General features: G+C 60.6%; 26 protein-coding genes. 21 read left to right on the top strand and 5 right to left on the bottom strand.

Annotation, left to right across the window (positions count from 1 at the left end):
• From WBH99_RS12065 to WBH99_RS12100, 8 genes are all read left to right on the top strand, one after another.
• Positions 1-636, top strand: a 636-nt coding sequence (locus WBH99_RS12065; protein WP_424220344.1) for a flagellin, incomplete at its 5' end; no start/stop codon positions are given.
• A gap of 82 nt (positions 637-718) precedes the next feature.
• Positions 719-1,114: a flagellar protein FlaG gene (locus WBH99_RS12070; protein WP_424220345.1), complete on the top strand. Its 396-nt coding sequence runs from the start codon at positions 719-721 to the stop codon at positions 1,112-1,114.
• 50 nt (positions 1,115-1,164) lie between these two features.
• Complete coding sequence (fliD, locus tag WBH99_RS12075; RefSeq protein ID WP_424220346.1) at positions 1,165-2,625, top strand: flagellar filament capping protein FliD; 1,461 nt, start codon at positions 1,165-1,167, stop codon at positions 2,623-2,625.
• Positions 2,626-2,649: 24 nt separating this feature from the next.
• Positions 2,650-3,063, top strand: coding sequence for a flagellar export chaperone FliS (fliS, locus tag WBH99_RS12080; RefSeq protein ID WP_424220347.1), 414 nt, complete (start codon positions 2,650-2,652; stop codon positions 3,061-3,063).
• On the top strand, positions 3,060-3,314 hold the full coding sequence (locus tag WBH99_RS12085) for a hypothetical protein (protein WP_424220348.1): 255 nt from the start codon (positions 3,060-3,062) through the stop codon (positions 3,312-3,314). Before fliS ends, WBH99_RS12085 begins: the two co-directional genes overlap by 4 nt.
• 21 nt (positions 3,315-3,335) lie before the next feature.
• Complete coding sequence (locus tag WBH99_RS12090; RefSeq protein ID WP_424220349.1) at positions 3,336-4,544, top strand: flagellar hook-length control protein FliK; 1,209 nt, start codon at positions 3,336-3,338, stop codon at positions 4,542-4,544.
• Entirely contained in the window at positions 4,525-4,854 is a 330-nt protein-coding gene (locus WBH99_RS12095) for an EscU/YscU/HrcU family type III secretion system export apparatus switch protein (protein WP_424220350.1), read from the top strand. The genes WBH99_RS12090 and WBH99_RS12095 overlap by 20 nt, the downstream gene beginning before the upstream one ends.
• Before the next feature lie 128 nt (positions 4,855-4,982).
• Entirely contained in the window at positions 4,983-5,762 is a 780-nt protein-coding gene (locus WBH99_RS12100; protein ID WP_424220351.1) for a flagellar brake protein, read from the top strand.
• Positions 5,763-5,855: 93 nt separating this feature from the next.
• Here the strand turns inward: WBH99_RS12100 and fliE are convergent, their stop codons facing one another.
• The 3 genes from fliE to WBH99_RS12115 form a co-directional block, all read right to left on the bottom strand.
• The gene (fliE, locus tag WBH99_RS12105) at positions 5,856-6,173 is read right to left on the bottom strand and encodes a flagellar hook-basal body complex protein FliE (protein ID WP_424220352.1); all 318 of its coding nucleotides are present in this window, start codon (positions 6,171-6,173) and stop codon (positions 5,856-5,858) included.
• Positions 6,174-6,240: 67 nt separating this feature from the next.
• Complete coding sequence (locus WBH99_RS12110) at positions 6,241-7,632, bottom strand: sigma-54-dependent transcriptional regulator (protein WP_424220353.1); 1,392 nt, start codon at positions 7,630-7,632, stop codon at positions 6,241-6,243.
• Positions 7,629-8,828, bottom strand: a complete 1,200-nt coding sequence (locus tag WBH99_RS12115; RefSeq protein WP_424220354.1) for a sensor histidine kinase — start codon at positions 8,826-8,828, stop codon at positions 7,629-7,631. Before WBH99_RS12115 ends, WBH99_RS12110 begins: the two co-directional genes overlap by 4 nt.
• Positions 8,829-8,989: 161 nt before the next feature.
• Between WBH99_RS12115 and fliF the strand changes: the two genes are divergently transcribed.
• From fliF to fliR, 13 genes are all read left to right on the top strand, one after another.
• Positions 8,990-10,753, top strand: coding sequence for a flagellar basal-body MS-ring/collar protein FliF (gene fliF, locus WBH99_RS12120; RefSeq protein ID WP_424220355.1), 1,764 nt, complete (start codon positions 8,990-8,992; stop codon positions 10,751-10,753).
• Positions 10,743-11,744 (top strand): flagellar motor switch protein FliG, encoded by a 1,002-nt coding sequence (fliG, locus tag WBH99_RS12125; RefSeq protein WP_424220356.1) that lies wholly within the window; start codon positions 10,743-10,745, stop codon positions 11,742-11,744. The genes fliF and fliG overlap by 11 nt, the downstream gene beginning before the upstream one ends.
• Before the next feature lie 4 nt (positions 11,745-11,748).
• The gene (locus tag WBH99_RS12130) at positions 11,749-12,459 is read left to right on the top strand and encodes a flagellar assembly protein FliH (RefSeq protein ID WP_424220357.1); all 711 of its coding nucleotides are present in this window, start codon (positions 11,749-11,751) and stop codon (positions 12,457-12,459) included.
• Positions 12,456-13,856, top strand: a complete 1,401-nt coding sequence (fliI, locus tag WBH99_RS12135; RefSeq protein ID WP_424220358.1) for a flagellar protein export ATPase FliI — start codon at positions 12,456-12,458, stop codon at positions 13,854-13,856. Before WBH99_RS12130 ends, fliI begins: the two co-directional genes overlap by 4 nt.
• Positions 13,857-13,873: 17 nt before the next feature.
• A complete protein-coding gene (gene fliJ, locus WBH99_RS12140) occupies positions 13,874-14,326 on the top strand; it encodes a flagellar export protein FliJ (protein ID WP_424220359.1) in 453 nt (150 codons plus the stop codon).
• A 53-nt stretch (positions 14,327-14,379) separates the two neighbouring features.
• A complete protein-coding gene (locus tag WBH99_RS12145; protein ID WP_424220360.1) occupies positions 14,380-15,399 on the top strand; it encodes a flagellar hook-length control protein FliK in 1,020 nt (339 codons plus the stop codon).
• Positions 15,400-15,445: 46 nt separating this feature from the next.
• Positions 15,446-15,988 (top strand): flagellar basal body-associated FliL family protein, encoded by a 543-nt coding sequence (locus WBH99_RS12150; protein ID WP_424220361.1) that lies wholly within the window; start codon positions 15,446-15,448, stop codon positions 15,986-15,988.
• An 18-nt stretch (positions 15,989-16,006) separates the two neighbouring features.
• Entirely contained in the window at positions 16,007-17,014 is a 1,008-nt protein-coding gene (gene fliM / locus WBH99_RS12155) for a flagellar motor switch protein FliM (RefSeq protein ID WP_424220362.1), read from the top strand.
• Positions 17,015-17,048: 34 nt separating this feature from the next.
• Positions 17,049-17,483, top strand: coding sequence for a flagellar motor switch protein FliN (fliN, locus tag WBH99_RS12160; protein ID WP_424220378.1), 435 nt, complete (start codon positions 17,049-17,051; stop codon positions 17,481-17,483).
• 121 nt (positions 17,484-17,604) lie between these two features.
• The gene (fliO, locus tag WBH99_RS12165) at positions 17,605-18,009 is read left to right on the top strand and encodes a flagellar biosynthetic protein FliO (protein WP_424220363.1); all 405 of its coding nucleotides are present in this window, start codon (positions 17,605-17,607) and stop codon (positions 18,007-18,009) included.
• Positions 17,999-18,766, top strand: a complete 768-nt coding sequence (gene fliP, locus WBH99_RS12170; RefSeq protein WP_424220364.1) for a flagellar type III secretion system pore protein FliP — start codon at positions 17,999-18,001, stop codon at positions 18,764-18,766. The genes fliO and fliP overlap by 11 nt, the downstream gene beginning before the upstream one ends.
• A complete protein-coding gene (gene fliQ, locus WBH99_RS12175) occupies positions 18,763-19,032 on the top strand; it encodes a flagellar biosynthesis protein FliQ (protein WP_424220365.1) in 270 nt (89 codons plus the stop codon). The genes fliP and fliQ overlap by 4 nt, the downstream gene beginning before the upstream one ends.
• Before the next feature lies 1 nt (position 19,033).
• On the top strand, positions 19,034-19,816 hold the full coding sequence (gene fliR, locus WBH99_RS12180) for a flagellar biosynthetic protein FliR (protein ID WP_424220366.1): 783 nt from the start codon (positions 19,034-19,036) through the stop codon (positions 19,814-19,816).
• 1 nt (position 19,817) lies between these two features.
• On the opposite strand, the gene WBH99_RS12185 is transcribed toward fliR, so the two are convergent.
• Positions 19,818-20,273, bottom strand: coding sequence for a hypothetical protein (locus tag WBH99_RS12185; RefSeq protein ID WP_424220367.1), 456 nt, complete (start codon positions 20,271-20,273; stop codon positions 19,818-19,820).
• Positions 20,270-21,532 carry a flagellar hook-associated protein FlgL gene (gene flgL, locus WBH99_RS12190; RefSeq protein WP_424220368.1) on the bottom strand — a complete coding sequence of 421 codons (1,263 nt, stop codon included), beginning with the start codon at positions 21,530-21,532 and terminating at the stop codon, positions 20,270-20,272. The genes WBH99_RS12185 and flgL overlap by 4 nt, the downstream gene beginning before the upstream one ends.
• Positions 21,533-21,537: the final 5 nt, after the last annotated feature.

A 21,537-nucleotide genomic window follows, 5' to 3' on the forward strand; every position in this document is an offset into this window, starting at 1 on the left:
AACGAAGCCAGTTCCAAGACCGGCATCACGGCCCGGCTGAGTAATGACCAAAAAGCCATTCTCCTGACCACGGACGATGGCAGTTCCATCAACATCGGCGCCGCCACGACAGGGTCTGCCACGGCCGGTATTCAGCTTGGCACGGGGACTACTTCCGGAACCCTCGTGGCTGCCACTGCCGGCACCATCACGGCAGGGGGGCAGGTGACCCTCGACTCCTCCAAGTCCTACTCCATCACCACTTCTTCCAACGCCGCCTTCGCCGCCGGCGTGCTGGGTTCCAGTGCGACAGCGGTGAGCACTACCGTGGGCAGTGCCCTCCAGAAGGTCCAGAAGCTCGATATTTCCACGGTTACCAACGCCACCAACGCCCTGCGCACCGTGGATAGCGCCCTCGATGCCATCAACGGACAGCGAGCCAACTTCGGTGCCCTCCAGAGCCGCTTCGGGTCAACGATTGCCAACCTGCAAACCAGTGTCGAGAATCTGTCGGCCTCCCGGTCCCGTATCCGCGATGCAGACTTCGCCGCCGAAACCGCAGCCCTGACCCGGGCCCAGGTTCTGCAGCAAGCCGGTATGGCCATGCTGTCCCAGGCCAATGCCCTGCCACAGAATGTGCTGAGCCTGCTTCGTTAAGACTCAGAGACCTGAATGAGCAACGGCGCGGTGGCACGCAGGCTACCGCGCCGCTTTACCTTCTACCCGGAAGGAACTTGCGATGAACATCACTCCACCCCCCCCCTCCCCGATCGCCCCTGGCGTGCAGCCCGGCAACCGCCATGAGGCTTCCACTGCCTTGCACCAGGCCGAAATGGCAAAAGGCGCTGCGGCCAGCCTGACCGTTGCGCCCGATCAGGCCCTGACACCCCGCCAGGAAAGCCCGACGATCACTCAGGAAATGCAAAAAGATGCCGTTGATAAACTCAACGACTTTGTACGGATCACCCATCATGCCCTGGAGTTTTCGGTGGATGAAGACTCGGGGCGGCAGCTGATCAAACTGATCGACACAAAAACCAAGGAAGTGATCCGGCAGATTCCCAGCGAAGAAGCCTTGCAGATTGCCAAAGCCCTGGACAAGTTCCAGGGCCTGCTGATCCATAACAAGGCATGAATATTGCTGAAGCGGGTTGACAAAATTCAGCTTCAGAAAGGAGTACGACCATGGCTATCTCATCACTTGGCGCGGGTTCTGGCCTCGACCTCAACGGCATCCTCAACAGCTTGATGGCGGCGGAGCAGCAACCCCTGATCAAACTGCAGACCCAGGAGGCTTCCTATCAAGCCCGGATTTCTGCCCTTGGTTCACTGAATGGGGCCTTGTCGGCCTTGCAGACCGCCGCCGCAGGCTTGTTGCCGGCAAGCGGCCAGACGGCGGCCGAAAAATACACCACGTACTCGGCCACGGTGGCCGACAGCGCCATTGCCTCTGCCTCCGCCAGCAAAGGCGCCGTGGCCGGCACCTATGCCCTGGAAGTCAGCAAGCTCGCCCAGAACCAGCGCCTGGCCACCGCCACCCCGGGCACCCCCCCGGCCAGCCCCTATGCCAATGCCGATGCCGCCATTGGTGAAGGCACGCTGGCGATCAAGTTCGGCGAGCTGAAGGACGGGGCTTACACGGTGGATGCCGCACGCACCCTGAACATCACGATTGACAGCACCAACAACACTTTGGGCGGCTTGCGGGATGCCATCAATGCCAAGAATGGCGGGGTCACCGCCACCATCATCAATGGCACGGCGGGCGCGCAACTGGTCCTGACCGCCAAGGAGTCCGGCAACAAGAATGTGATGCAGATCGAAGCCCCCGACGTGGGCGGGCTGCCTTCTCCCCTGGCAGGTTTTGCCTTTGATCCAGTCACAGCAAGCGGTGGTTTTACGCAAGATCCCGCCCAGGGTGGCATGGCGGCCCAGGATGCAGAATTCAAGCTGAACGGCATTGCCGCCACCAGCAGCACCAACAGCATCAGCGGCGTACTGGAGGGGGTGACCCTCACCTTGAGCAAGGTCACGGAAGTCGACAAGCCCACCCGCATCACCGTCAGCACCAACACCACCAGCCAGCTCACGACGGCCCTCACTGCCTTTGTCAAAGGCTACAACGACGCCAATAAAACCGTCAGCGAACTCGGAGCCTACGACGCCGAAACCAAAAAAGCCGGCCCGCTGCAGGGGCAGGCGATTGTCCGCAGCGCGCAAAACCTGATCCGCAACCTGGTGTTCAGCACGACCGCCGGCGGCAGCGGCAACATTCAGCGGCTTTCCGACATCGGCATTTCCATCGACAAAAGCGGCGCGCTCGCCCTGGATAGCAGCAAACTGAACAAGGCGCTGGAAGCCGATTACGAGGGCGTGACCAGACTGGTGGAAAAAGTGGGCAATGCCTTCAAGACGGGACTGGATTCAATGACCCGTTCTACCGGTACAATCTCGAGCGTGACTGACAACGTCAAAAACATGATCAAAGGTCTGGGCGAGCGCGGCGAGATCCTTCAGGCCCGCATCGCCCGTATCGAGGAACGCTACCGGGCACAGTTTTCTGCGCTGGATACCACCATTGCAGGCATGAAACAGACCAGCAGCTATCTCACCCAGCAACTCGCCAGCCTGCCTGGCTTTGGCTAAGGTTCAATCACTATGTTTTCATCCATGAGCAAGCCTACTGCCGCTTATGAGCGGGTCAGCCTTGACACCTCCATCGAATCAGCCGACCCGCACCGGCTGATCCTGATGCTGTTCGATGGCGCGGCAGCGGCCCTGAATGCTGCCAAATTCAGCATGCAGAACAACGACATACCTGCCAAAGGGGCGGCCATCTCCAAGGCGATCGACATCATCGACAACGGCCTCCATGCCAGCCTCGATGTCGAAGCCGGCGGGGAACTGGCCGAACGTCTTGCGGCGTTGTATGAGTACATGGCTTCGCGCCTGATATGGGCCAATCTGAAAAATGACAAGGCGGTCCTGGAAGAGGTGCAGGGTCTGCTGGGTGAGATTCATGATGCCTGGCGGCAGATTGCGCCGGACAAACAGCAGGGCGCGGCCCCTCCGGGTGCCTCATGAGCGAATCGCCCTACACACAACTTGCCCGCCTCACGGCTGCAATCGAACAGCGGGCCGAGGCCGGCAACTGGGAAGACAGCGCGGCCCTTACCCAGGAGTTGCTCGGGCTCTTGCAGGCAGGTCACTTACCCCCCGCCACCGCCGCCGACCGCCCGGCGCTGGAGGCCGCACAAAAAAGCATCGCCGCCATTACCGAACGGGCCGAGCCCCTTCGGGACGACATCGCCCGCCTGCTCAAAGCGTTCGGCTAAGCGCGCCAGCAAGAGACCGGCATGATCCCCCCCGACGTTGCCTCGCGAATGCGGCTGGTCAACGACCTGGTCAGTCAGCCGGTCGCGCCGACCCAGAAACTGACCGATGCGCTCAGCGATTTCGTGCCCGGACAACGGGTCATGGCGACAATCCAGGCCCTGCTCCCCAACGGCACCTACCGGGCCATGATTGCACAGCGCGACATTACCCTGGCGCTTCCCTTTGCCGCCAAGACGGGCGATACCCTTGAGCTGGAAGTGGTTGAATCGAATGGCAAACTGGCCCTTGCGACGGCCATCGGCAAACAGCTGGCCCCAGCTGATGCGGATGGCAATGCTTCGGTTTCGACACGCCTCACCACGACCGGCCGCCTGATTGCCGACTTGCTGGCGGGGATGGACAAGGCGGGCGGAAAACGCCCCGAACCCGCCCCATTGAACAACGCTCAGCCTGTCATCGACAAATTCCCGGCCAACAGCGCCGATCTGGTCCCCGCCCTCAAAACGGCCTTAGCCAGAAGCGGCATGTTCTATGAAGCGCACCAAGCCCGCTGGGTGCAAGGTCAGATGAGCACGGAAAGCCTGCTGCAGGAACCCCAGGGCAGACTCTCACCAGCGGCTCAGATGCTCGGGCAGCAGGCCATCGACAGCCAGGGGCGATCGGCCCTCCCGAACACGCCCTCGGCGCAAAACCCAGCCCCTTCGGCACCCCTCCCTGCAGGGCAGCAGGCCATCGACAGCCAGGGGCGCGCTGTGCTTGCCCTCAACAATCTCCCCCCGGCACAAAATCAAGCTTCCATGGCAGCGACACCCAGTGCTCCGGTCCAGGTCAGCATGGCGCAAGTCATCGCCCCCGACCTTGCCCCGCTGGTCCAGCAACAACTGGAGGCGCTCGCAACGAATACCTATGTCTGGCAAGGCCAGATTTGGCCGGGCCAAAACATGGAATGGGAAATCATCGAAGAAGACGATCCCCGGAACCGCAAGGAAGAAAATGTCGCTTCAAGCTGGAGGACTCAACTGCGCCTCAAATTACCCAGACTCGGCGGCATTGAAGCCACCTTGCGGCTGGCAGGCGGGCAGAATGTCGAAATCAGCCTGCGCACGGAAGATCCTCTGACCCGTCAAAAACTCAGTGCCGCCAACCAACCCCTGCTGCAACAGTTTGAAGCGCTCGGCATCACCCTGAAATCCTTTACCGTCGCTCATCATGTCAAACCCGAAGAATGATCTGCGACGGGAGGCGGTCGCCCTTGCCTATCGCCAGGCAGATGCGGCGCCGCGCGTCGTCGCCAAAGGCCGGGGCCTGATTGCCGAAGAAATCATTGCTCGCGCCAAGGAACACGGGGTTTATGTGCATGAGTCACCCGAACTGCTCTCCTTGCTGGTTCAGGTCAATCTCGACGAGCATATTCCCAGCCAGTTATATCTGGCCGTAGCCGAGCTGCTGGCCTGGCTCTATCGCATGGAGCGGGAGGGCCATGACGGCGACGAACCCCCGCCGCCGTTACCGCTCCCGCCACACAAGCCCCCTGCCTGATACGGCGCCAAGCCTCTCACCGCACTCACACCGCACTCTCACCGCACTCACTGCCACACTCACGGTCGCACTGTTGGCAAACCGTCTTTTGATTTACACTCGCAGTGCATTTATTACCTCAAGGCCCCATGTCGGAATCAGAAACGGCTCGTTCCCATCTGGAACTGGAAGAAGCCGACGTTTATAGCGAATACCTCCTGCACTCGCCCACCGAAATTGCGTTTGTGCTGCGTACTGCCATGCAAAAAAGCTGCATGATAACGGTCTATTTCGACAAGGGGCAATCTTTCTTCCTGACCTCATTGATCAGTGTCGGGCCCAAGGGCATCATTCTGGATTACGGCAGCGACGAAGACGTCAACCGCCGCGCCCTCAAGGCTGATCGTCTGCTTTGTACCACCAGTGTCGACAAGGTCAAGGTTCAGTTCGCCCTGGAAAACCTGAGTCTGATCACGCACGAAGGCCGCCCCGCCTTCTTCAGCGAGTTGCCAAAAAACCTGCTGCGGCTGCAGCGCAGGGAATATTTCCGGGTATCTACGCCCCTTGCAACCCCTCTGGTCTGCACGATCCCTGTTCGCACTGCAGAGGGCAGCCTGACGCTGCTACAAACCAGCCTGCTCGACATCAGCGCTGGCGGCCTGGGACTGATGGTCAGCACCGAACAGGCCCCCCTGTTCACGCGCGGCACGGTCTTCAAGGGCTGCGAACTCAAACTTCCTGATAACGAAAAAATAAACGTCGATCTGGAAGTGCGTAATGCCTTCGATGTCACTACCCGTTCCGGCAATCGTTACACCCGGGTCGGCTGTGAATTCATCAACCTCCCCGGACTGCTCTTGACCATGATCCAACGCTACATCACCCGACTCGAACGGGAACGCAAAGCCCGCGTGAGCGGACTTGAGTAAGCGTTTCAGTACCCGGCACAAGAGCTGAGGCACAAGAGCTCAAACGACAAAGGGCGCCCGGAGGCGCCCTTTGTCGTTTGAGCCAGACTTGAATCAGACCTGCATGTTCATCACATCCTGGTACGCACTCACCAGCCGGTTACGGACCTGGACCATTTCCTGGAAGGAAATACTGGCTGTTTGCAGGGCGACCATCACTTCATGCAGGTTTTGCTCACTGTCTCCGGCGGCAAGATTTTCCGCCATCTGGGTGGCCTGCTTCTGGGCGTTATTGACCTGATCAATCGAACTCTTGAGCACTTCTGCGAAGTCAACTCCTGCCGCCGCACTTTCGGCAGGCTTGACACCGCCGGCCTGGGCCGCCGTGCTGCGCAAAACGCTCAGCATCTGTTCAACGCCTCGAGTGTCCATGATGAGCTCCGATAAATTCGTTCAGGTTTCTTTTCTCATTACAAGCAAACTTCAAGCCAGCGCTTGATCACTCCCGGAAGTGTCCTTCTTCCTTGTACTGCTTGAGCTTGTAACGCAAGGTGCGTTCGGAGATGCCCAAACGCTCGATCGCGGCCTTGCGCGACCCTTTGACTTCGAGCATGGTCTGGAGAATATGTTCGCGTTCAAGGTCTTTCATATTATCGACCTTTTTGCTGGTCTCTGAAACACTATCATTTTCCTTCATGGCGGGCTCCTGGGCGGGAGCCCCGGTGATTGCCACGATTGCCGCCGCCGGCAAGATACCCGATGGCATCTGCAAGCCCAGATGCTCCGGGCCGATCAGGTTTCCGGGCGCCAGAATCATGGCGCGCTGCACCGCATTTTCCAGTTCCCGGACATTGCCGGGCCATGCGTGATTTTTCAGCACGGCCTCGGCCTCAGCCGAAAAGCTCAAGCCCTGGCGACCGACCATCGTGCCATGCTCCACCAGGAAATGATGGGCGAGTGGCACGATGTCGGCAGGCCTTTGCCGCAGAGCGGGAATCAGGATGGGAAAGACATTGAGGCGATAGTACAGGTCCTCCCGGAACACCCCCTTGCTGACCGCCGCGGCCATGTCCCGGTTGGAGGTGGCAATGATGCGGATATTCAAGGCAACCGGTTTCTTGCCTCCCACCCGTTCCACCTCCCGCTCTTGCAAGACCCGCAGCAATTTGGCCTGCAGCCCGAGCGGCATTTCTGTCACCTCGTCCAGCAGCAAGGTGCCATCCTGGGCCTGCTCGAATTTGCCGGCCTGAGCCGTCTGGGCGCCGGTAAAAGCCCCTTTTTCATAGCCGAACAGGGTGGCTTCCAGCAGACTTTCGGGGATCGCCGCACAATTGATGGCGACAAAAGGACCCTGGTTGCGAGAAGAATTGCGATGAATGAAGCGCGCCACGACTTCCTTGCCGACACCGGACTCTCCGGTCAGCAGCACCGTGGCATCGGTCTGCGCCACCCGTGCTGCAATCCCGAACAGGTTGGCACTCACCGGATCGTGGGCCACGACATCCATGATGGTGCCCGGATCGGGCAAGGCATACTTGTCAACCTGGGCCAGCAGGGCCATGGGCTCAAAAGGCTTGAGCAGAAAATCACACGCCCCGGAACGCATGGCTTCGACCGCCCGGTCTACATCGGCATAAGCGGTCATCAATACCACTGGCAGCTGGGGGTGCCGCAATCGCACCGCCTTGAGCAGGCTGATCCCATCCATGGGCAGCATGCGCACATCGCTGATCACGATGGAAACCTTTTCCCGGGCCAGGATTTCAAGGGCCTCCTCGCCGCCCGGCGCACTCAGGACGGGACGCCCGGCGAGTTCCAGGGTATCGCTGATGGCTTCCCTGAGATTGGGGTCATCCTCCACGACCAGAATGGGCAAATGCTTTTCACTCATGAACCGCTCTCCTCTGTCAGCCGGGATTGTACCGGCAAGGTGAGCACAAACCTGGCGCCTCTCCCTTGCCCGGGTGCCACTTCAAGGCTGCCGCCATGGGCCCTGGCGACTCCGAGGGCAATCGGCAGCCCCAGCCCGGTGCCCTGGCTGCGCGTGGTGAAGAAAGGCTCGAAAATCCTGCTGCGCATTTCTTCGGGAATACCCGGCCCTTCATCCACCACCGCCACTTCGATCTGATCTTCGTTGCGCCAGGCCAGGAGCTGGATGCTTCCCCCCGGCGTGCTGACCTGAAGCGCATTCTCCAGCAATGAAACCAGGGCGCCAAACAATGGCTTGCGCCCTCCGACGAGGACCGCTTCCGGGCAGCGGTTGTCAAGTTCAAGGCGCACCCCGTGTTCCTTGAGCAAAGGCTCAAGGGTTTGCGACACTTCAGTGAATAATTCGCTGACCGGAATCACATCCCGCCCGATGCTCTCACCCTTGGCGAACAGCAGAACATCCTGGATGAGACGTTCCAGACGACGCAACTGGCTCACCACCTTGTCCGCAAAGCGGCGGCGCGCCTCTTCTACCAGCTGGGGCTGGGTCAGATTGCCGGCATAAAGCAGCGCGGTCGCCAGCGGGGTGCGCAGCTGATGGGCGAGGGCTGCCGCCATTTCACCCATGGCGGCAAGACGCTGATTGCGCTCTAGTTCCGCTTTCATCTGGTGGGCGTGAGAAATGTCATGCAACAGCAGCAGCTTGCCGCCGGCCGAATCCAGGGAGCTTTCCGCCAGGCTTAAACGGCGCCCCCCCGACTGCCACTCACCCAATGTTATCGTCGGCTCGAGCTGTGCTTTTGCCACATCGCCCCAGTGCTCCCCCACCAGTTGCTCTCCCAGCAATTGCCGCGCGGCTGGATTGACTTCAGTAATCCGCCCGCTGCCATCCAGGACGACAACCCCTGCGGGTAGCGCGTTGAGAAGCAGGCCCAGGCGTTCGGACAAGGCCTCTTTTTCTTCATATTGGCGCCTCAGTTCGCCGTTGGCCACCGCCAGTTCCCCGGTCAGCGAGGCGACCTTCTGTTGCAGCGCAGCATAGGCCTGGGTCAACTCCGCCGAGACCTGATTGAAAAGATCAAAAGCCCGTTGCAACTCAATGGCTTTGGCATCCGTCGGCGCAGTGCTCGCGGCGGGATCGAGGGCGGAAACTGGCATGAAGAAGAACTCGGGAGTGAAAGACGGGAATAAACCGGAAAGGGGCGGCAATTACTGCCGGGTAATAGTAGAATAATTCTCGGAAAAATTCCCTTTTTACTTGATTATCCTCATACTTCCGGCTCCTGACACGAACCCGACGCAGACAGAAATACAACCAGATGGCGGCAAATCCGGACATTACAGCCGATTCGGCAGCAACAGGGACAGACCCCATCACGCGGCTGCGGGATGCCTTTGCCCGCCTCAGCAACCAGCAAAAAATACTGCTGGCAGTTGCCTTGGCTGCCATTGTGGCGATTCTGGTCGGCACCTACCTGTGGAGCAGGCAACCCGATTACCGGGTGCTGTTTGCCAACCTTTCCGAGAAGGATGGCGGCGCCATCATCGCAGCATTGGACCAGAATGCGGTGCCCTACAAATACTCGGAGGGCGGAACCGCGATCCTGGTGCCGGCCGAGAAGGTGCACGATATCCGCCTGAAACTGGCCAGCCAGGGCCTTCCCAGGGGCGGCTCCATCGGTTTCGAATTGATGGAGAATCAGAAATTCGGCACCAGTCAGTTTATTGAACAGGTTAACTTCCAGCGGGCGCTGGAAGGGGAACTGTCCCGGACCATCGAATCCATCTCCGCCGTACAGTCTGCCCGGGTGCACCTGGCCATCCCCAAGCCCAGCGTTTTTGTGCGCGAAGAACAAAAACCAACGGCTTCCGTACTGCTGCATCTCTTCCCCGGCCGCACCCTGGAGGCTGCGCAGGTGAGCGGGATCAGCCACCTGATTGCTTCAAGCGTGCCGCAACTGCCGCTGAGCAATGTGAATATCGTGGACCAAAATGGCAACCTGCTTTCCCAACTCAAGGACAAGCTGACCGAGGCCGGGCTGGACCCCACCCAGATCAAGTATGTCCGGGAAGTTGAAAACAGCATCATCAAGCGGATTGAAGACATCCTGACCCCCGTGGTGGGCAGCCATAACTTCCGGGTCCAGGTCGCTGCCGATCTGGATTTTTCCCACACGGAGCAAACAGCGGAAACCTTCCGCCCCAATGGCACACCGCCAGAAGCCACGATCCGCAGTCAGCAGACGTCTGAAACCGCCAACCTGAATCAATCCCCGGGCGGCGGCGTTCCGGGGGCCCTGACCAATCAGCCCCCGGTTCCGGCCACGGCCCCTCTGACACAGCCCCCGGTCGGGCAGGCCGCCGCAACGACGGGCACGGTGACCTTGCCGCAAAACCCGAATGATCGCGGCCAGATCAACGCCGCGGGCGTGACCTCGCCCATGCCTCCCGTTTCACCCCCTTTATCCACCCGCAAGGACACGACCACCAATTACGAACTGGACAAGACCATCCGCTACACCAAGCAGTCGATCGGCACGGTTCGCCGCCTCTCGGCTGCCGTGGTCGTGAATTACCGGATGGAGAAGGACAAGTCCGGCAAGGAGGTGCCCAAGCCGCTGTCTGACAGCCAGATTCAGCAAATCAATGATCTGGTGCGCGAAGCCATGGGCTACAACCAGGCCCGGGGCGACTCCATTTCCGTCGCCAATGCCGCCTTCACCCCGGAAGTGAAGGAAGTCATGGCAGAACCCCCGTTCTGGAAGGACCCGGAAAACATTGCCTTCGGCAAGGAAATCTTCAAGTACCTGCTGATCGCGGGCCTGATTGCCTACTTGCTGCTGGGCATCATCCGCCCCATCATCAAGACCATGTTCCCGCCCCCGCCGCCGGCGGGAACGCCCGAAGAGGCCGCCCTGCGCGCCGCCGCCGAGGTGCAGATCGGCGCAGACGACGAGGAGGCCAGCCAGGTCGACATCGACCACCTTGCCGTCAAGATCCAGAAGGCCAAGGATATTGCCCAGAGCGACCCGAAGGCCGTGGCCAACATCATCAAGGACTGGTTGAACGCAAATGGCAGTTAGTGACGAAGGCCTTGAAAAAGGCGCCATTCTTCTCATTTCCCTGGGCGAAGACCTTGCCGCCGAAGTCCTCAAGCAGCTCGGCCCGCGCGAAGTCCAGAAACTAGGACATGCCATGGCCGCCCTCAAGTCCGTCCCCCGTGCCAAGGTCGAGAGCGTTCTCGATGATTTTCACACCACGGCCATGGAGCACGGGGCGGTGCATGTGGATACGGACAGCTACATCCGCTCGGTACTGACCAAGGCCCTGGGCGACGACAAGGCCTCGAACCTGATCTCCCGCATCCTCCAGGGCGGCGAAACCAGCGGCATCGAAAGCCTGAAGTGGATGGACGCCCCCACCGTCGCCGATCTGATCAAGAATGAACACCCGCAGATCATCGCCACCATTCTTGTGCACCTGGAGCACGACCACGCCAGTGAAATTCTGGGCTATTTCACGGACCGCCTGCGCAACGACGTGGTATTGCGCATTGCCACCCTGGAAGGCATTCAGCCTCAGGCCCTCAAGGAACTCAACGACGTGATGGTCGGCCTCCTGTCGGGCTCCGCCAACCTGAAGAAGACCGCCATGGGCGGGGTGCGCACGGTGGCCGAGATTCTCAACTTCATCGGCACGACCAACGAAACCGCCGTCATCGACGCCATTCGCGAGTACGACCCGGATCTGGCCCAGAAAATTCTGGACGAGATGTTCGTCTTCGAAAACCTGCTGGATCTGGACGACCGCTCGGTGCAGATGCTGCTGCGCGAAGTGCAGTCGGACTCCCTGGTGCTGGCCCTGAAGGGCGCTTCCGAACCCCTGCGGGAGAAAATTTTCAAGAACATGTCGCAGCGGGCCGCCGAAATGCTGCGGGAGGACCTGGAGTCCAAGGGGCCGGTACGACTGTCCGAAGTCGAAGCCGAGCAAAAGGAAATCCTCAAGATCGTGCGGCGCCTGGCCGACGAGGGCCAGATCGTCCTGGGTGGTGCCGGCGGCGAGCAGATGATCTGAGACCATGACAGACTTCATTCCCAAGGAGCAGGTCCGGGCTTATACCCGCTGGCAAGCAGACCGCTTCGATGCCCCGGCCCCGAAAGCCGCCACACCCGCGCCCGCTCCGGAACCCTCGCCCCCGCCGCCGCCTGCGCCCGAAGCTGCGGGAAGCCCCCCTGCCCCACCCCTCCCGAGCGCCGAGGAACTGGAGGCCATTTACGATGAAGCCCACAGCAAAGGCCAGGAAGCCGGATATGATGCCGGATATCAAGCCGGCTACAAGGCCGGCATGGCCGCCGCCCAGGAACACGCCAACAAGTTGATCCAGCTGGTCCAGAATCTACAGGATTCCCTGGAGCAGCTGGATCAGGAAATCGCGGAACCCCTCCTCGCCTGCAGCCTGGAAGTGGCACGCCAGATGACCAAGGCGGCCCTCCAGGCCAATCCGGAAATCCTCCTGCCCATCATCCGCGAAGCCCTCAGTGCCCTGCCTCTGCACCACGGCCCGGTGACCCTGCTGATCAGCCCCGACGATGCCGCCATCGTCGAGGAACATCTGGGTGAGCAGTTCAGCCATTCCGGCTGGCGCATTCAGGCAGACCGGGACATCGCCGCCGGGGGCTGCAGACTCACGGCGGGCGCCAGCGAAGTAGATGCCACCTTGCCCACCCGCTGGCGCCGGATTCTCGAAAACATCGGCACCTCGCCGGAGTGGCTGGACGCACAACCATGAGTGAGAGGGACCACCTGCAGCAATGGCGTTCCATCCTCGAGCATGCACAAGATGCCGCCAGCCACAGCGACCCGCTGCTCACCAGCGGCCGCTTGACCCGGATCAATGGCCTCGTCATGGAAGCATCCGGCCTCAAACTGCCCCTGGGCAGCACCTGCAAGGTATTTCCCAGCGGCGGCAATCCGGTCGAAGCCGAAGTCGTCGGTTTTGCCGACGAGAAACTCTTTCTCATGCCCTCCGACGATGTCTATGGTCTTTCTCCCGGAGCCCGGGTGCTGGCGGTGGAGCCTCCCATCTCTTCGCCCCGGATCGGCCCCGATCGACCCCGTCGCCGGCGGGCCATCGACCGCGCCAAACAGGTGCCGGTCGGAGCCTCCCTGCTCGGCCGCGTGCTGGACGGCGTCGGCCGCCCCCTGGACAACAAGGGCCCGCTACATGCCGAGGCCCAGCGTTCCTTGCAAAGCCGCCCCTACAACCCGATGAGCCGCGCCCCCATCGAGCATGTACTGGATGTAGGCGTACGTGCCATCAATGGCATGCTGACCGTGGGCCAAGGGCAACGCATGGGCCTGTTTGCCGGTTCGGGGGTTGGCAAATCGATGTTGCTGGGCATGATGGCGCGCTATACCGAAGCAGAAATCATCGTGGTGGGCCTGATCGGCGAACGCGGGCGCGAAGTAAAGGAATTCATCGAGCAGATTCTCGGCGAGCCCGGCATGAAGCGCGCCGTGGTGGTGGCCGCCCCGGCCGACACCGGCCCCTTGATGCGACTGCAGGGGGCGGCATATGCCACCACCCTGGCAGAATATTTCCGCGATCAGGGCAAGCATGTGCTCCTGATCATGGATTCCCTGACCCGTTACGCCATGGCCCAACGGGAAATTGCGCTCGCCATTGGCGAGCCGCCCGCGACGCGGGGTTACCCTCCGTCGGTATTCGCCCGCCTGCCGCAGTTGGTGGAGCGGGCCGGTAATGGCCCCGAGGGCGGGGGCTCCATTACCGCCTTCTACACGGTACTGGCCGAAGGGGATGACCAGCAAGATCCGATCGCGGATTCGGCCCGCGCCATTCTCGACGGCCACATCGTGCTGACCCGCGCCCTGAGCGATGCGGGACACTACCCGGCCATTGACATCGAGCAATCCATCAGTCGTGCCATGGTGAACCTGATCGACCCGCAGCATATGGATTTCATCCGGCGCTTCAGGGTACTGTTCTCCCGCTACCAGCGCTCCCGGGATCTGATTGCCGTCGGTGCCTACGTGCCGGGCTCCGACCCGGTGCTGGACCAGGCCGTGAGCCTCTATCCGCGCATGGAAGGCTTTCTGCAGCAAAAATTCGATGAATCCGCTTCTTTCCAGGACAGCGTCGAGGCTCTGAAGGCTTTGTTCGAATAGTGGGCTAAAATCGCGCCATGTCCCAGAAATTCACCCTGCAACCCTTGCTCGAACTCATGCGCGAGCGCACTGACGAGGCAAGCCGTCGCCTTGGAGAGGTGATCGCGGTGGAGCAAAGTGCGCGCAGCAAACTCCAGCTATTGCTGGACTACCGCAGCGAATATGTTCAACGCTTTCAGGAAGCACAGGTCCAGGGCCTGACCCTGCAAGTCTGGCAAAACTACCAGGCCTTCCTGAACAAGATCGATGATGCCATCCGTCAGCAGACCGCCCAGGTAGAGGCCTCGGCCCAGAACACGGCGGCCGCCCAGCAGTACTGGCAAACCCAGAATACCCGGCTGAAAGCCATCGACACCCTCTCGGCGCGGCATGACAGGAAAGTGCAGTACCAGGAAAATCGCCAGGAACAAAAACTCCTCGACGAATTTGCCAGCCGCCATTACCCGGCCGCCACCAAAGCACACGACTGAATCTGGTACGCCTCTTGCTTGAACACACCGAGTGTTCAAACAGGCCCATCACCATGACAATTACCGTCGTTTCCCCCGCTTCTGGCGGCAATCCCCTTGCCGCCCTGACAGGAAGCACGGCGAATGCAGGGAATGGGGACAGCGGCTTCGGCGCCCTGTTCAGCCAGATCCTGGCCGGCAAAAAAGGTATCCGCGACATCAACGACTTGCTCGCTCCAGGTACGGCAGAGGATGTGACGCTCCAGCTGGCTGGCGCAGCGGCATCGGGCTCTACCGAGCTGCTGGCTGGCGCGCTGCCAGAATCCATGCAAGGCCTGCTCGACTCCAGGCTCACCAAACGAGATCAGGCGCCGGCACAGGAAGATCAAACCACCGCCCCCCTCTTGTTTGCCCCCCTGCAGGCCCAGGTCGATGACCGGCCCGCTTTCTTCTTGAAGGATGGCAGCCAGGGACGGGCGGCCCGCGTGGCGCTCGACAACCCGGAGACCCTGATACCTGATCTGCCTCTGGATCTTCCCGCAGGCAATACCCCGGCAAATCTTGCCGCCGCCCAGCCTGAGCCAGGCCAGCTGAATCAGCCTTTCCACACCCTCCCGGGTACCAGCCCGGTCAGTAACCCGGCGCAGCAGACAACCGCACTTCCGGAAGTGCACTCCCCTCTGCATGACCCCCGCTGGTCCCAGGAATTCGGGGAAAAAATTGTCTGGATGGCCCGTCATGATCAACAGCAGGCGCAACTGAACCTGAATCCAGCCCACCTGGGGCCCCTGCGGATTACGCTGAACATGGAGTCCGACCAGGCCAGCGCGGTATTCTCGGCCACGACCCATGAAGTGAGGCAAGCCATCGAAGATGCCTTGCCCCGCTTGCGGGAAATGCTGGCAAGTGCCGGCATTTCCCTGGGCCAGACCCAGGTCGGCACCCAGTCCCAGCATGAGCAACAGGCCATGGCCCAACAGGGATGGGGCTCATCCCGGGCAAGAAAGGATGAGGCTATACTTGAGGGCGGATCGACCTCCGTTTCTGCACTGCTCGAACGGCGCGGCAACGGCATGGTGGATTTGTTTGCTTGATGAAGTTCTGGCACCCGTCAGAATGGCCAAAAGGATTTGAACAGCTATGGCAAAAGTCGCCAACCCCGTCGAGGAAGACCCTCCCAAAAAAAGCAAGAAACTGCTGATCATCAGCATTGCCGTGGCCTTGCTGCTCGTGGTTGCGGGAGCGGGGGCCGTCATCCTGCTGATGTCAGGAGATGACGGACAGGGTGACGAGGAAGATGTCGTCGTACCCGACAAGAAGCCCAGGAAGAAAAAAGCGGGGCCAGAAGTTCCACCGGTTTTCGTGAACCTGGATGCCTTCACCGTGAACCTGGTGCCGGAAGGCGACCAAGGTGATCAATACATGCAGGTGGTAATTGCCCTCGAGTTGGATGACATGAGCAGTGATGCCGCGCTGAAAAACCAGATGCCGCGGGTGCGTAACAACGTCACCATGATCTTGTCGAGCAAGAAAGCCTCCCAACTGCTGAGCAAGGAAGGCAAGGAGCAACTCGCCAAGGAAATCAGGGACGAGATCAACCGGATCCTGAATCCAGGCACCCAGGGACGCGCCCCGGAAACCCCCGTGCTGTCCGTGCTGTTTACCTCCTTCATCATCCAGTAAGCCTGACGGAGCACACTCATGGCCGGTGATTTCCTCTCCCAGGAAGAAGTTGACGCCCTCTTGAAGGGTGTCACGGGGGAAACGGACGAACCGGATGAAATGCCCTCGGAAGGATCGGGGGTCCGTTCCTACAATCTCGGCACCCAGGAACGCATCGTCCGGGGCCGCATGCCGACCCTGGAGCTGATCAACGAACGCTTTGCCCGCTACCTGCGCATCGGCATGTTCAACTACATGCACCGCAACACCGAGGTTTCGGTGGGACCGATCCGGGTGCAGAAATACAGTGAATTCATCCGCAACCTGGTGGTGCCCACCAACCTGAACCTGGTGTCTGCCAAGCCCCTGCGCGGCACGAGCCTGTTCGTCTTCGACCCCAATCTGGTGTTCCTGGTGGTCGACAACATGTTTGGTGGCGACGGGCGCTTCCACTCCCGCGTCGAGGGACGCGACTTCACCCCAACGGAGCAGCGCATCATCCAGGGCCTGCTCGGAGTGGTGTTCGCCGAATACAGCCGCTCCTGGAAGCCGGTGTATGAAATCAACTTCGAGTACATCCGTTCAGAAATGAATTCGCAGTTCGCCAACATCGCGACTCCCTCCGAAATCGTCATTTCCACGACGTTCACCCTGGAATTCGGGGGCGCGACGGCCGACATGCATATCTGCCTCCCCTACTCCATGATCGAACCCATCCGCGACCTGCTACACAGCACCATGCAAAGTGACCAGCTCTCTTCGGACAAACGCTGGATCAGCATGCTGCGCAAGCAATTGCAAGGAGCCGAGCTAGAACTGGTTGCCCAACTAGGCTCCACCAGCATCACCCTCGGGCAGATCCTGAAATTACGGGTCGGGGATATTGTCCCGCTCACCATCCCCGACCTGCTGAGCGTGGAAGTGGACGGCGTCGCGCTGATGGAGTGCCGCTATGGCCAGCAAAATGGCCAGTACGCGCTCCGGGTAGAACGCTTCATACAGACGGCATCCCAGACGGATGCCGCACCAGGAGAACGCAATGTCTGACGACGAGATTTCTGACGCCCAGGCGAACATGGGCATGGACGCCGCCCCCGCTACGGAAGAGCCCATTTCCGAAGATGACTGGGCCGCCGCGATGGCCGAGCAGACGGCCCCCAGGGAAGCGGCGGCGCCCGCCGCCCACCCCGCCGCCCACCCCGCCGACATCTTCCCCTCCTTCAATGCCCCCGGGGCGGCTCCAGGCAGCATCATGAACGAACTGGACATGATCCTGGACATCCCCGTGCAAATGACCGTGGAGTTGGGACGCACCAAGATCACGATCAAGAACCTCCTGCAACTGGCCCATGGCTCCGTGGTCGAACTCGACGCCATGGCCGGAGAGCCCATGGATGTCCTGGTCAACGGCACCCTGATTGCCCAGGGCGAGGTCGTGGTGGTCAATGACAAATTCGGCATCCGCCTGACGGACATCATCACGCCCTCGGAGCGGATGCGCAAACTGGGACGCTGATGACCCACTGACCTCGCAGCACCTCACGGAGACGCTGCCCATGGAGACGCTGCCCACGGAGACGCTGCCCATGGAGAGCAGATTGCTCTAAGATACGCAGATTCTTCGAGCTGCGTTGTTCATGCCCCCACTTCTTTTTTTCGCCCTCCTCACCCCGTCCGTTGCCCTGGCTGATACGCCAGCCCCCGGCGTTTCTTCGTCTGCCTTTCTGCAAGCCATGCTGGGACTGGCCTTCATCATTGCGCTGCTCTTTCTTTTTGCCTTCATGGCACGCCGGCTTCTGGGCGGCAAGGGATTCGGCCAGGGCGGGCTGAAACTGCTGGGGGGAGTGGCCCTGGGGCCCAAGGAACGCATTGTGCTGCTCGAAGCCGGGGAGCAATGGCTCGTCATCGGGATTGTCCCTGGCCAGATCCGCACGCTCCATACCATGCCCAGAGGAGAACTTCCTCCTGACAGCCCGGCGGCGCCCCTGCCCTTTTCCCATTGGATGCAGCAGTTCTCGGATCGGCGTGGGCATGGCCAATAACAAGCTTTTCTCCGCCGCCGTGCTGCGCGCCCTCTGCCTGCCCGGTCTGCTGATCCTTCCCCAGCTGGCCCTGGCCCAGGCCGGGCTGCCCGCCTTCTCGGCGACGCCAGGCCCCGGCAACACGACCACTTACAGCCTGACCATCCAGACGCTGTTGCTGCTGACAGTGCTCTCCTTCATCCCCGCCAGCTTGCTGTTGATGACCTGCTTCACCCGCATCATCATCGTCTTTGCCCTGCTGCGCCACGCCATGGGCACCCAGACCACGCCGCCCACCCAGGTCTTGATCGCCCTGGCCCTGTTTCTCACCTTTTTCATCATGGCCCCGGTGGCAGACCGGGTGTACAACGAGGCCTATCTCCCACTTTCCGAAAACAGGATCGACATCATGGAAGCGGCCGAACGAGCCTCGGTCCCGCTCAAGGGTTTCATGCTCAAACAGACCCGGGAGGCCGATCTGGCCCTGTTTGCCCGGCTGGCCAATATCGCAAAAATCGAGAAGCCCGAAGATACCCCGATGCGGATCATGATTCCCGCCTTTGTCACCAGTGAATTGAAGACCGCCTTCCAGATCGGCTTCGTGGTATTCATCCCCTTTCTGGTCATCGACATGGTGGTGGCCAGCCTGCTGATGTCCATGGGCATGATGATGATGTCGCCGGTCATGGTCTCCCTGCCGTTCAAGATCATGCTGTTCGTGCTCGCGGATGGCTGGCAGTTGCTGATTGGCTCGCTGGTCAAGAGTTTTGGTACATGAACACGGGCACCGTCATGGAAATTGGCCGCCAGGCCATTGAAGTCACCTTGCTGCTGTCTGGCCCCATGCTGCTGGTCGCCCTGGTCGTCGGCTTGATCGTCAGTATTTTCCAGGCCGCCACGCAAATCAATGAGGCGACCCTCTCCTTCATTCCCAAGCTGGTCGCCGTTTTCCTCACCTTCTTGCTGGCCGGTCCCTGGATGCTGCAACTGATGCTTTCCTACATGCGCCGGATGCTGGAAAGCATCCCGAACATCATCGGCTAACGTGATCAGCGTCAGCTCGGCCCAACTCGACCTCTGGATCGCCAGCTTCATTTATCCCCTGGTGCGCATTCTGGCCGTGGCCGCCACCGCCCCTTTCCTCAGCAATGCGGCCTTGCCACGGCGCATCCGCTTGATGCTGGGCCTTGCACTGACCCTCGCCATCGCCCCCATCCTGCCCGCCATGCCGGCGGTATCTCCCGCCTCCGGCCTTGGGCTCTGGATACTGGCGCAACAGATTCTGATCGGGATCGGCATGGGGCTTTCCATGCGCATCATTTTCACAGCGATCGAAATGGCCTCCTCCATCATCGCCTTCCAGATGGGCCTGGGCTTTGCCACCTTCTACGACCCTCAGAGCACGTCCCAGACCTCGGTCATTGCCAATTTCTTGACATTGCTGGCCACCCTGGTTTTTCTGGCCCTCAATGGCCATCTGATTTATTTCTCGGTGATGGCGCAGAGTTTTCTTGCCATCCCCATCACCAGCACCCCTTTGCACGCTTCAAGCTGGCATTTCCTGGCCAGTCTCGGCGCCAGGATATTCTCCACGGGGCTCCTCTTGTCGCTCCCCGTCATCGTGATTTTGCTGATCACCAACCTGGGCATGGGCGTCCTCAACCGTGCCGCACCGCAACTCAACCTCTTTGCGATCGGCTTTCCCATCACCCTGGCCCTGGGGTTTGCCGGCCTTTACCTGATGATGAGCTACCTGGTCGTGCCGCTAGAGCAAATCTTCAACGAAGGGCTAAATGCCATGCTCTATTTCGCCTTGCCCCCCGCTTAGCCTAACGCCACACCAGCTGGATGCTGCCCTCGCCAAAACGGCGCGCCCCCAGGGTCTGGGAGTCAATGCCTTCCATATAATCGAGAATCCGGTAGCTGCCATACCCCAGTTCGCGCTGCAGCTGGGCTGCCCGGCGCTTGAGGATGAGCATCGATTCGCCCTCGCCCCCTTTGTGATAGCGCTTCATGCGCAGCTGCATGTGGAACACATCTTCGCTGACCCGGGTTTCTTGAATTTCCCAGTTGGGCGCCAGGGGATCATGAATCAGGTAGGCGATGCCAAAATTGATCCAGTCGCCGCTCCCGGGTTTGAGCAGGCGGCTGGCCAGAGCGGCTGGCGCCACATCCTGGATCGTACCGTCTTCAACCAGTGAGTCATCCAATCCCACCGCAGCGCAGCCGCCCAGCACGACGCCCAGCAACACGACGCCCGGCAACACCCGCACCCGGAGGGTCATAAGAAATTGAACAGACTCAAGCCTGTCACTTTCATGAAGGATTGCTGGGCGGCCTGCAATTGCAACAGGTTCCGGGAAAGATCGGTGATCGCCTTGGTGTAATCCAGGTCCACCAGATCCGAAATCTGCGACTGGTACTGCACATCCAGGTCCCCGCCCAGCGCGCTGAGCGAATCCAGTTCGGCCATGCGGGCGCCGACATCGGCGCGGCCATCCAGGACATGCTGGATGCCTTGATCGATGCTGGCGCCAATTCGCAGCATCGCGTTCTGGAAAGCGGCAGGATCAGACTTGTTGCCCTGCTCCAGGGTCTGGATGAAGGTGTCCAGCGTGGTAAAGAGGCTCTCCGTGGCACTAGGGCGCAGCGTGAAGCTGTCGTTGGTTGCAGGATCACCGGTAATGACGACGTTGAGCTCCTTCGTGGGGTCAGTCGGATCAGGCAGAAAGATGGCATCGCCGGACTTGTAGGCAAAGGGGCCCGAGGTGGGAGTGCCCGGCATGGCGGCCCCTGGCGCCCATTCATAGATCGAATACTCCACCGTGTCCTTGGTCGTGTCGGTAGGGTAGAGCGGGTCCGGGGTCCGCGTGAATTCGAGGCGGTAATTATTGCCGCTGTAGGCCGTCAGCACGCTGCCGTTGCTGATGACTCCCGAGCCGGTATTCCCCGTGTCAGCCCCCGTCACGAATACACCATTCCCCTCGGGAATGGCTTCAAAGAACTGCCGCCCGGAATAACTGACTTCCATGAAACGACTGGCTTCGACCTGTAGTTGCCGGGCGCCACTATCCCCCTTGTATTGCACCTGCCCACCTTCCTGCACGAAAGGCTGGGTAGCGCCTTGATAGCCGGCAAAACGGTACAAACCATTGGCATCCGCACTGTTGGCAATCCCCAGGAACTCCTGGAACTTGCTCCGCAGATCGACGGCAATGGCTTTCAGTTCGCTATCCGAATAGGCGCCGTTACCGGCCTCGACCCAGCGGCTCTTGACGTCAATCAGACTGGTCCCCACCGAAGCCATCAAGCTTTCCAGTTCGGCGAGCTGGGCGCGGGCATTGCCTTGATTATCCAGAAACTGCTGATTGACATTGAGCTTTTGCTCCGTCACCAAAGCCTGGGAGGCTGCCACCGGATCATCCGCGGGGGTCACCACCCGCCGCCCGGTGGAAAACTGGTTCTGCAGCTTGTACAGATCGTACTGATTGCGTAACAGGCCATTGGCCCCGGAATCATAAAGCTGCGTTGTGCTGATTCTCATGATCT

Origin of the sequence: Azovibrio sp., from assembly GCF_049658005.1 — a bacterium.
In the GTDB taxonomy this organism is placed as follows: Bacteria; Pseudomonadota; Gammaproteobacteria; order Burkholderiales; family Rhodocyclaceae; genus Azovibrio.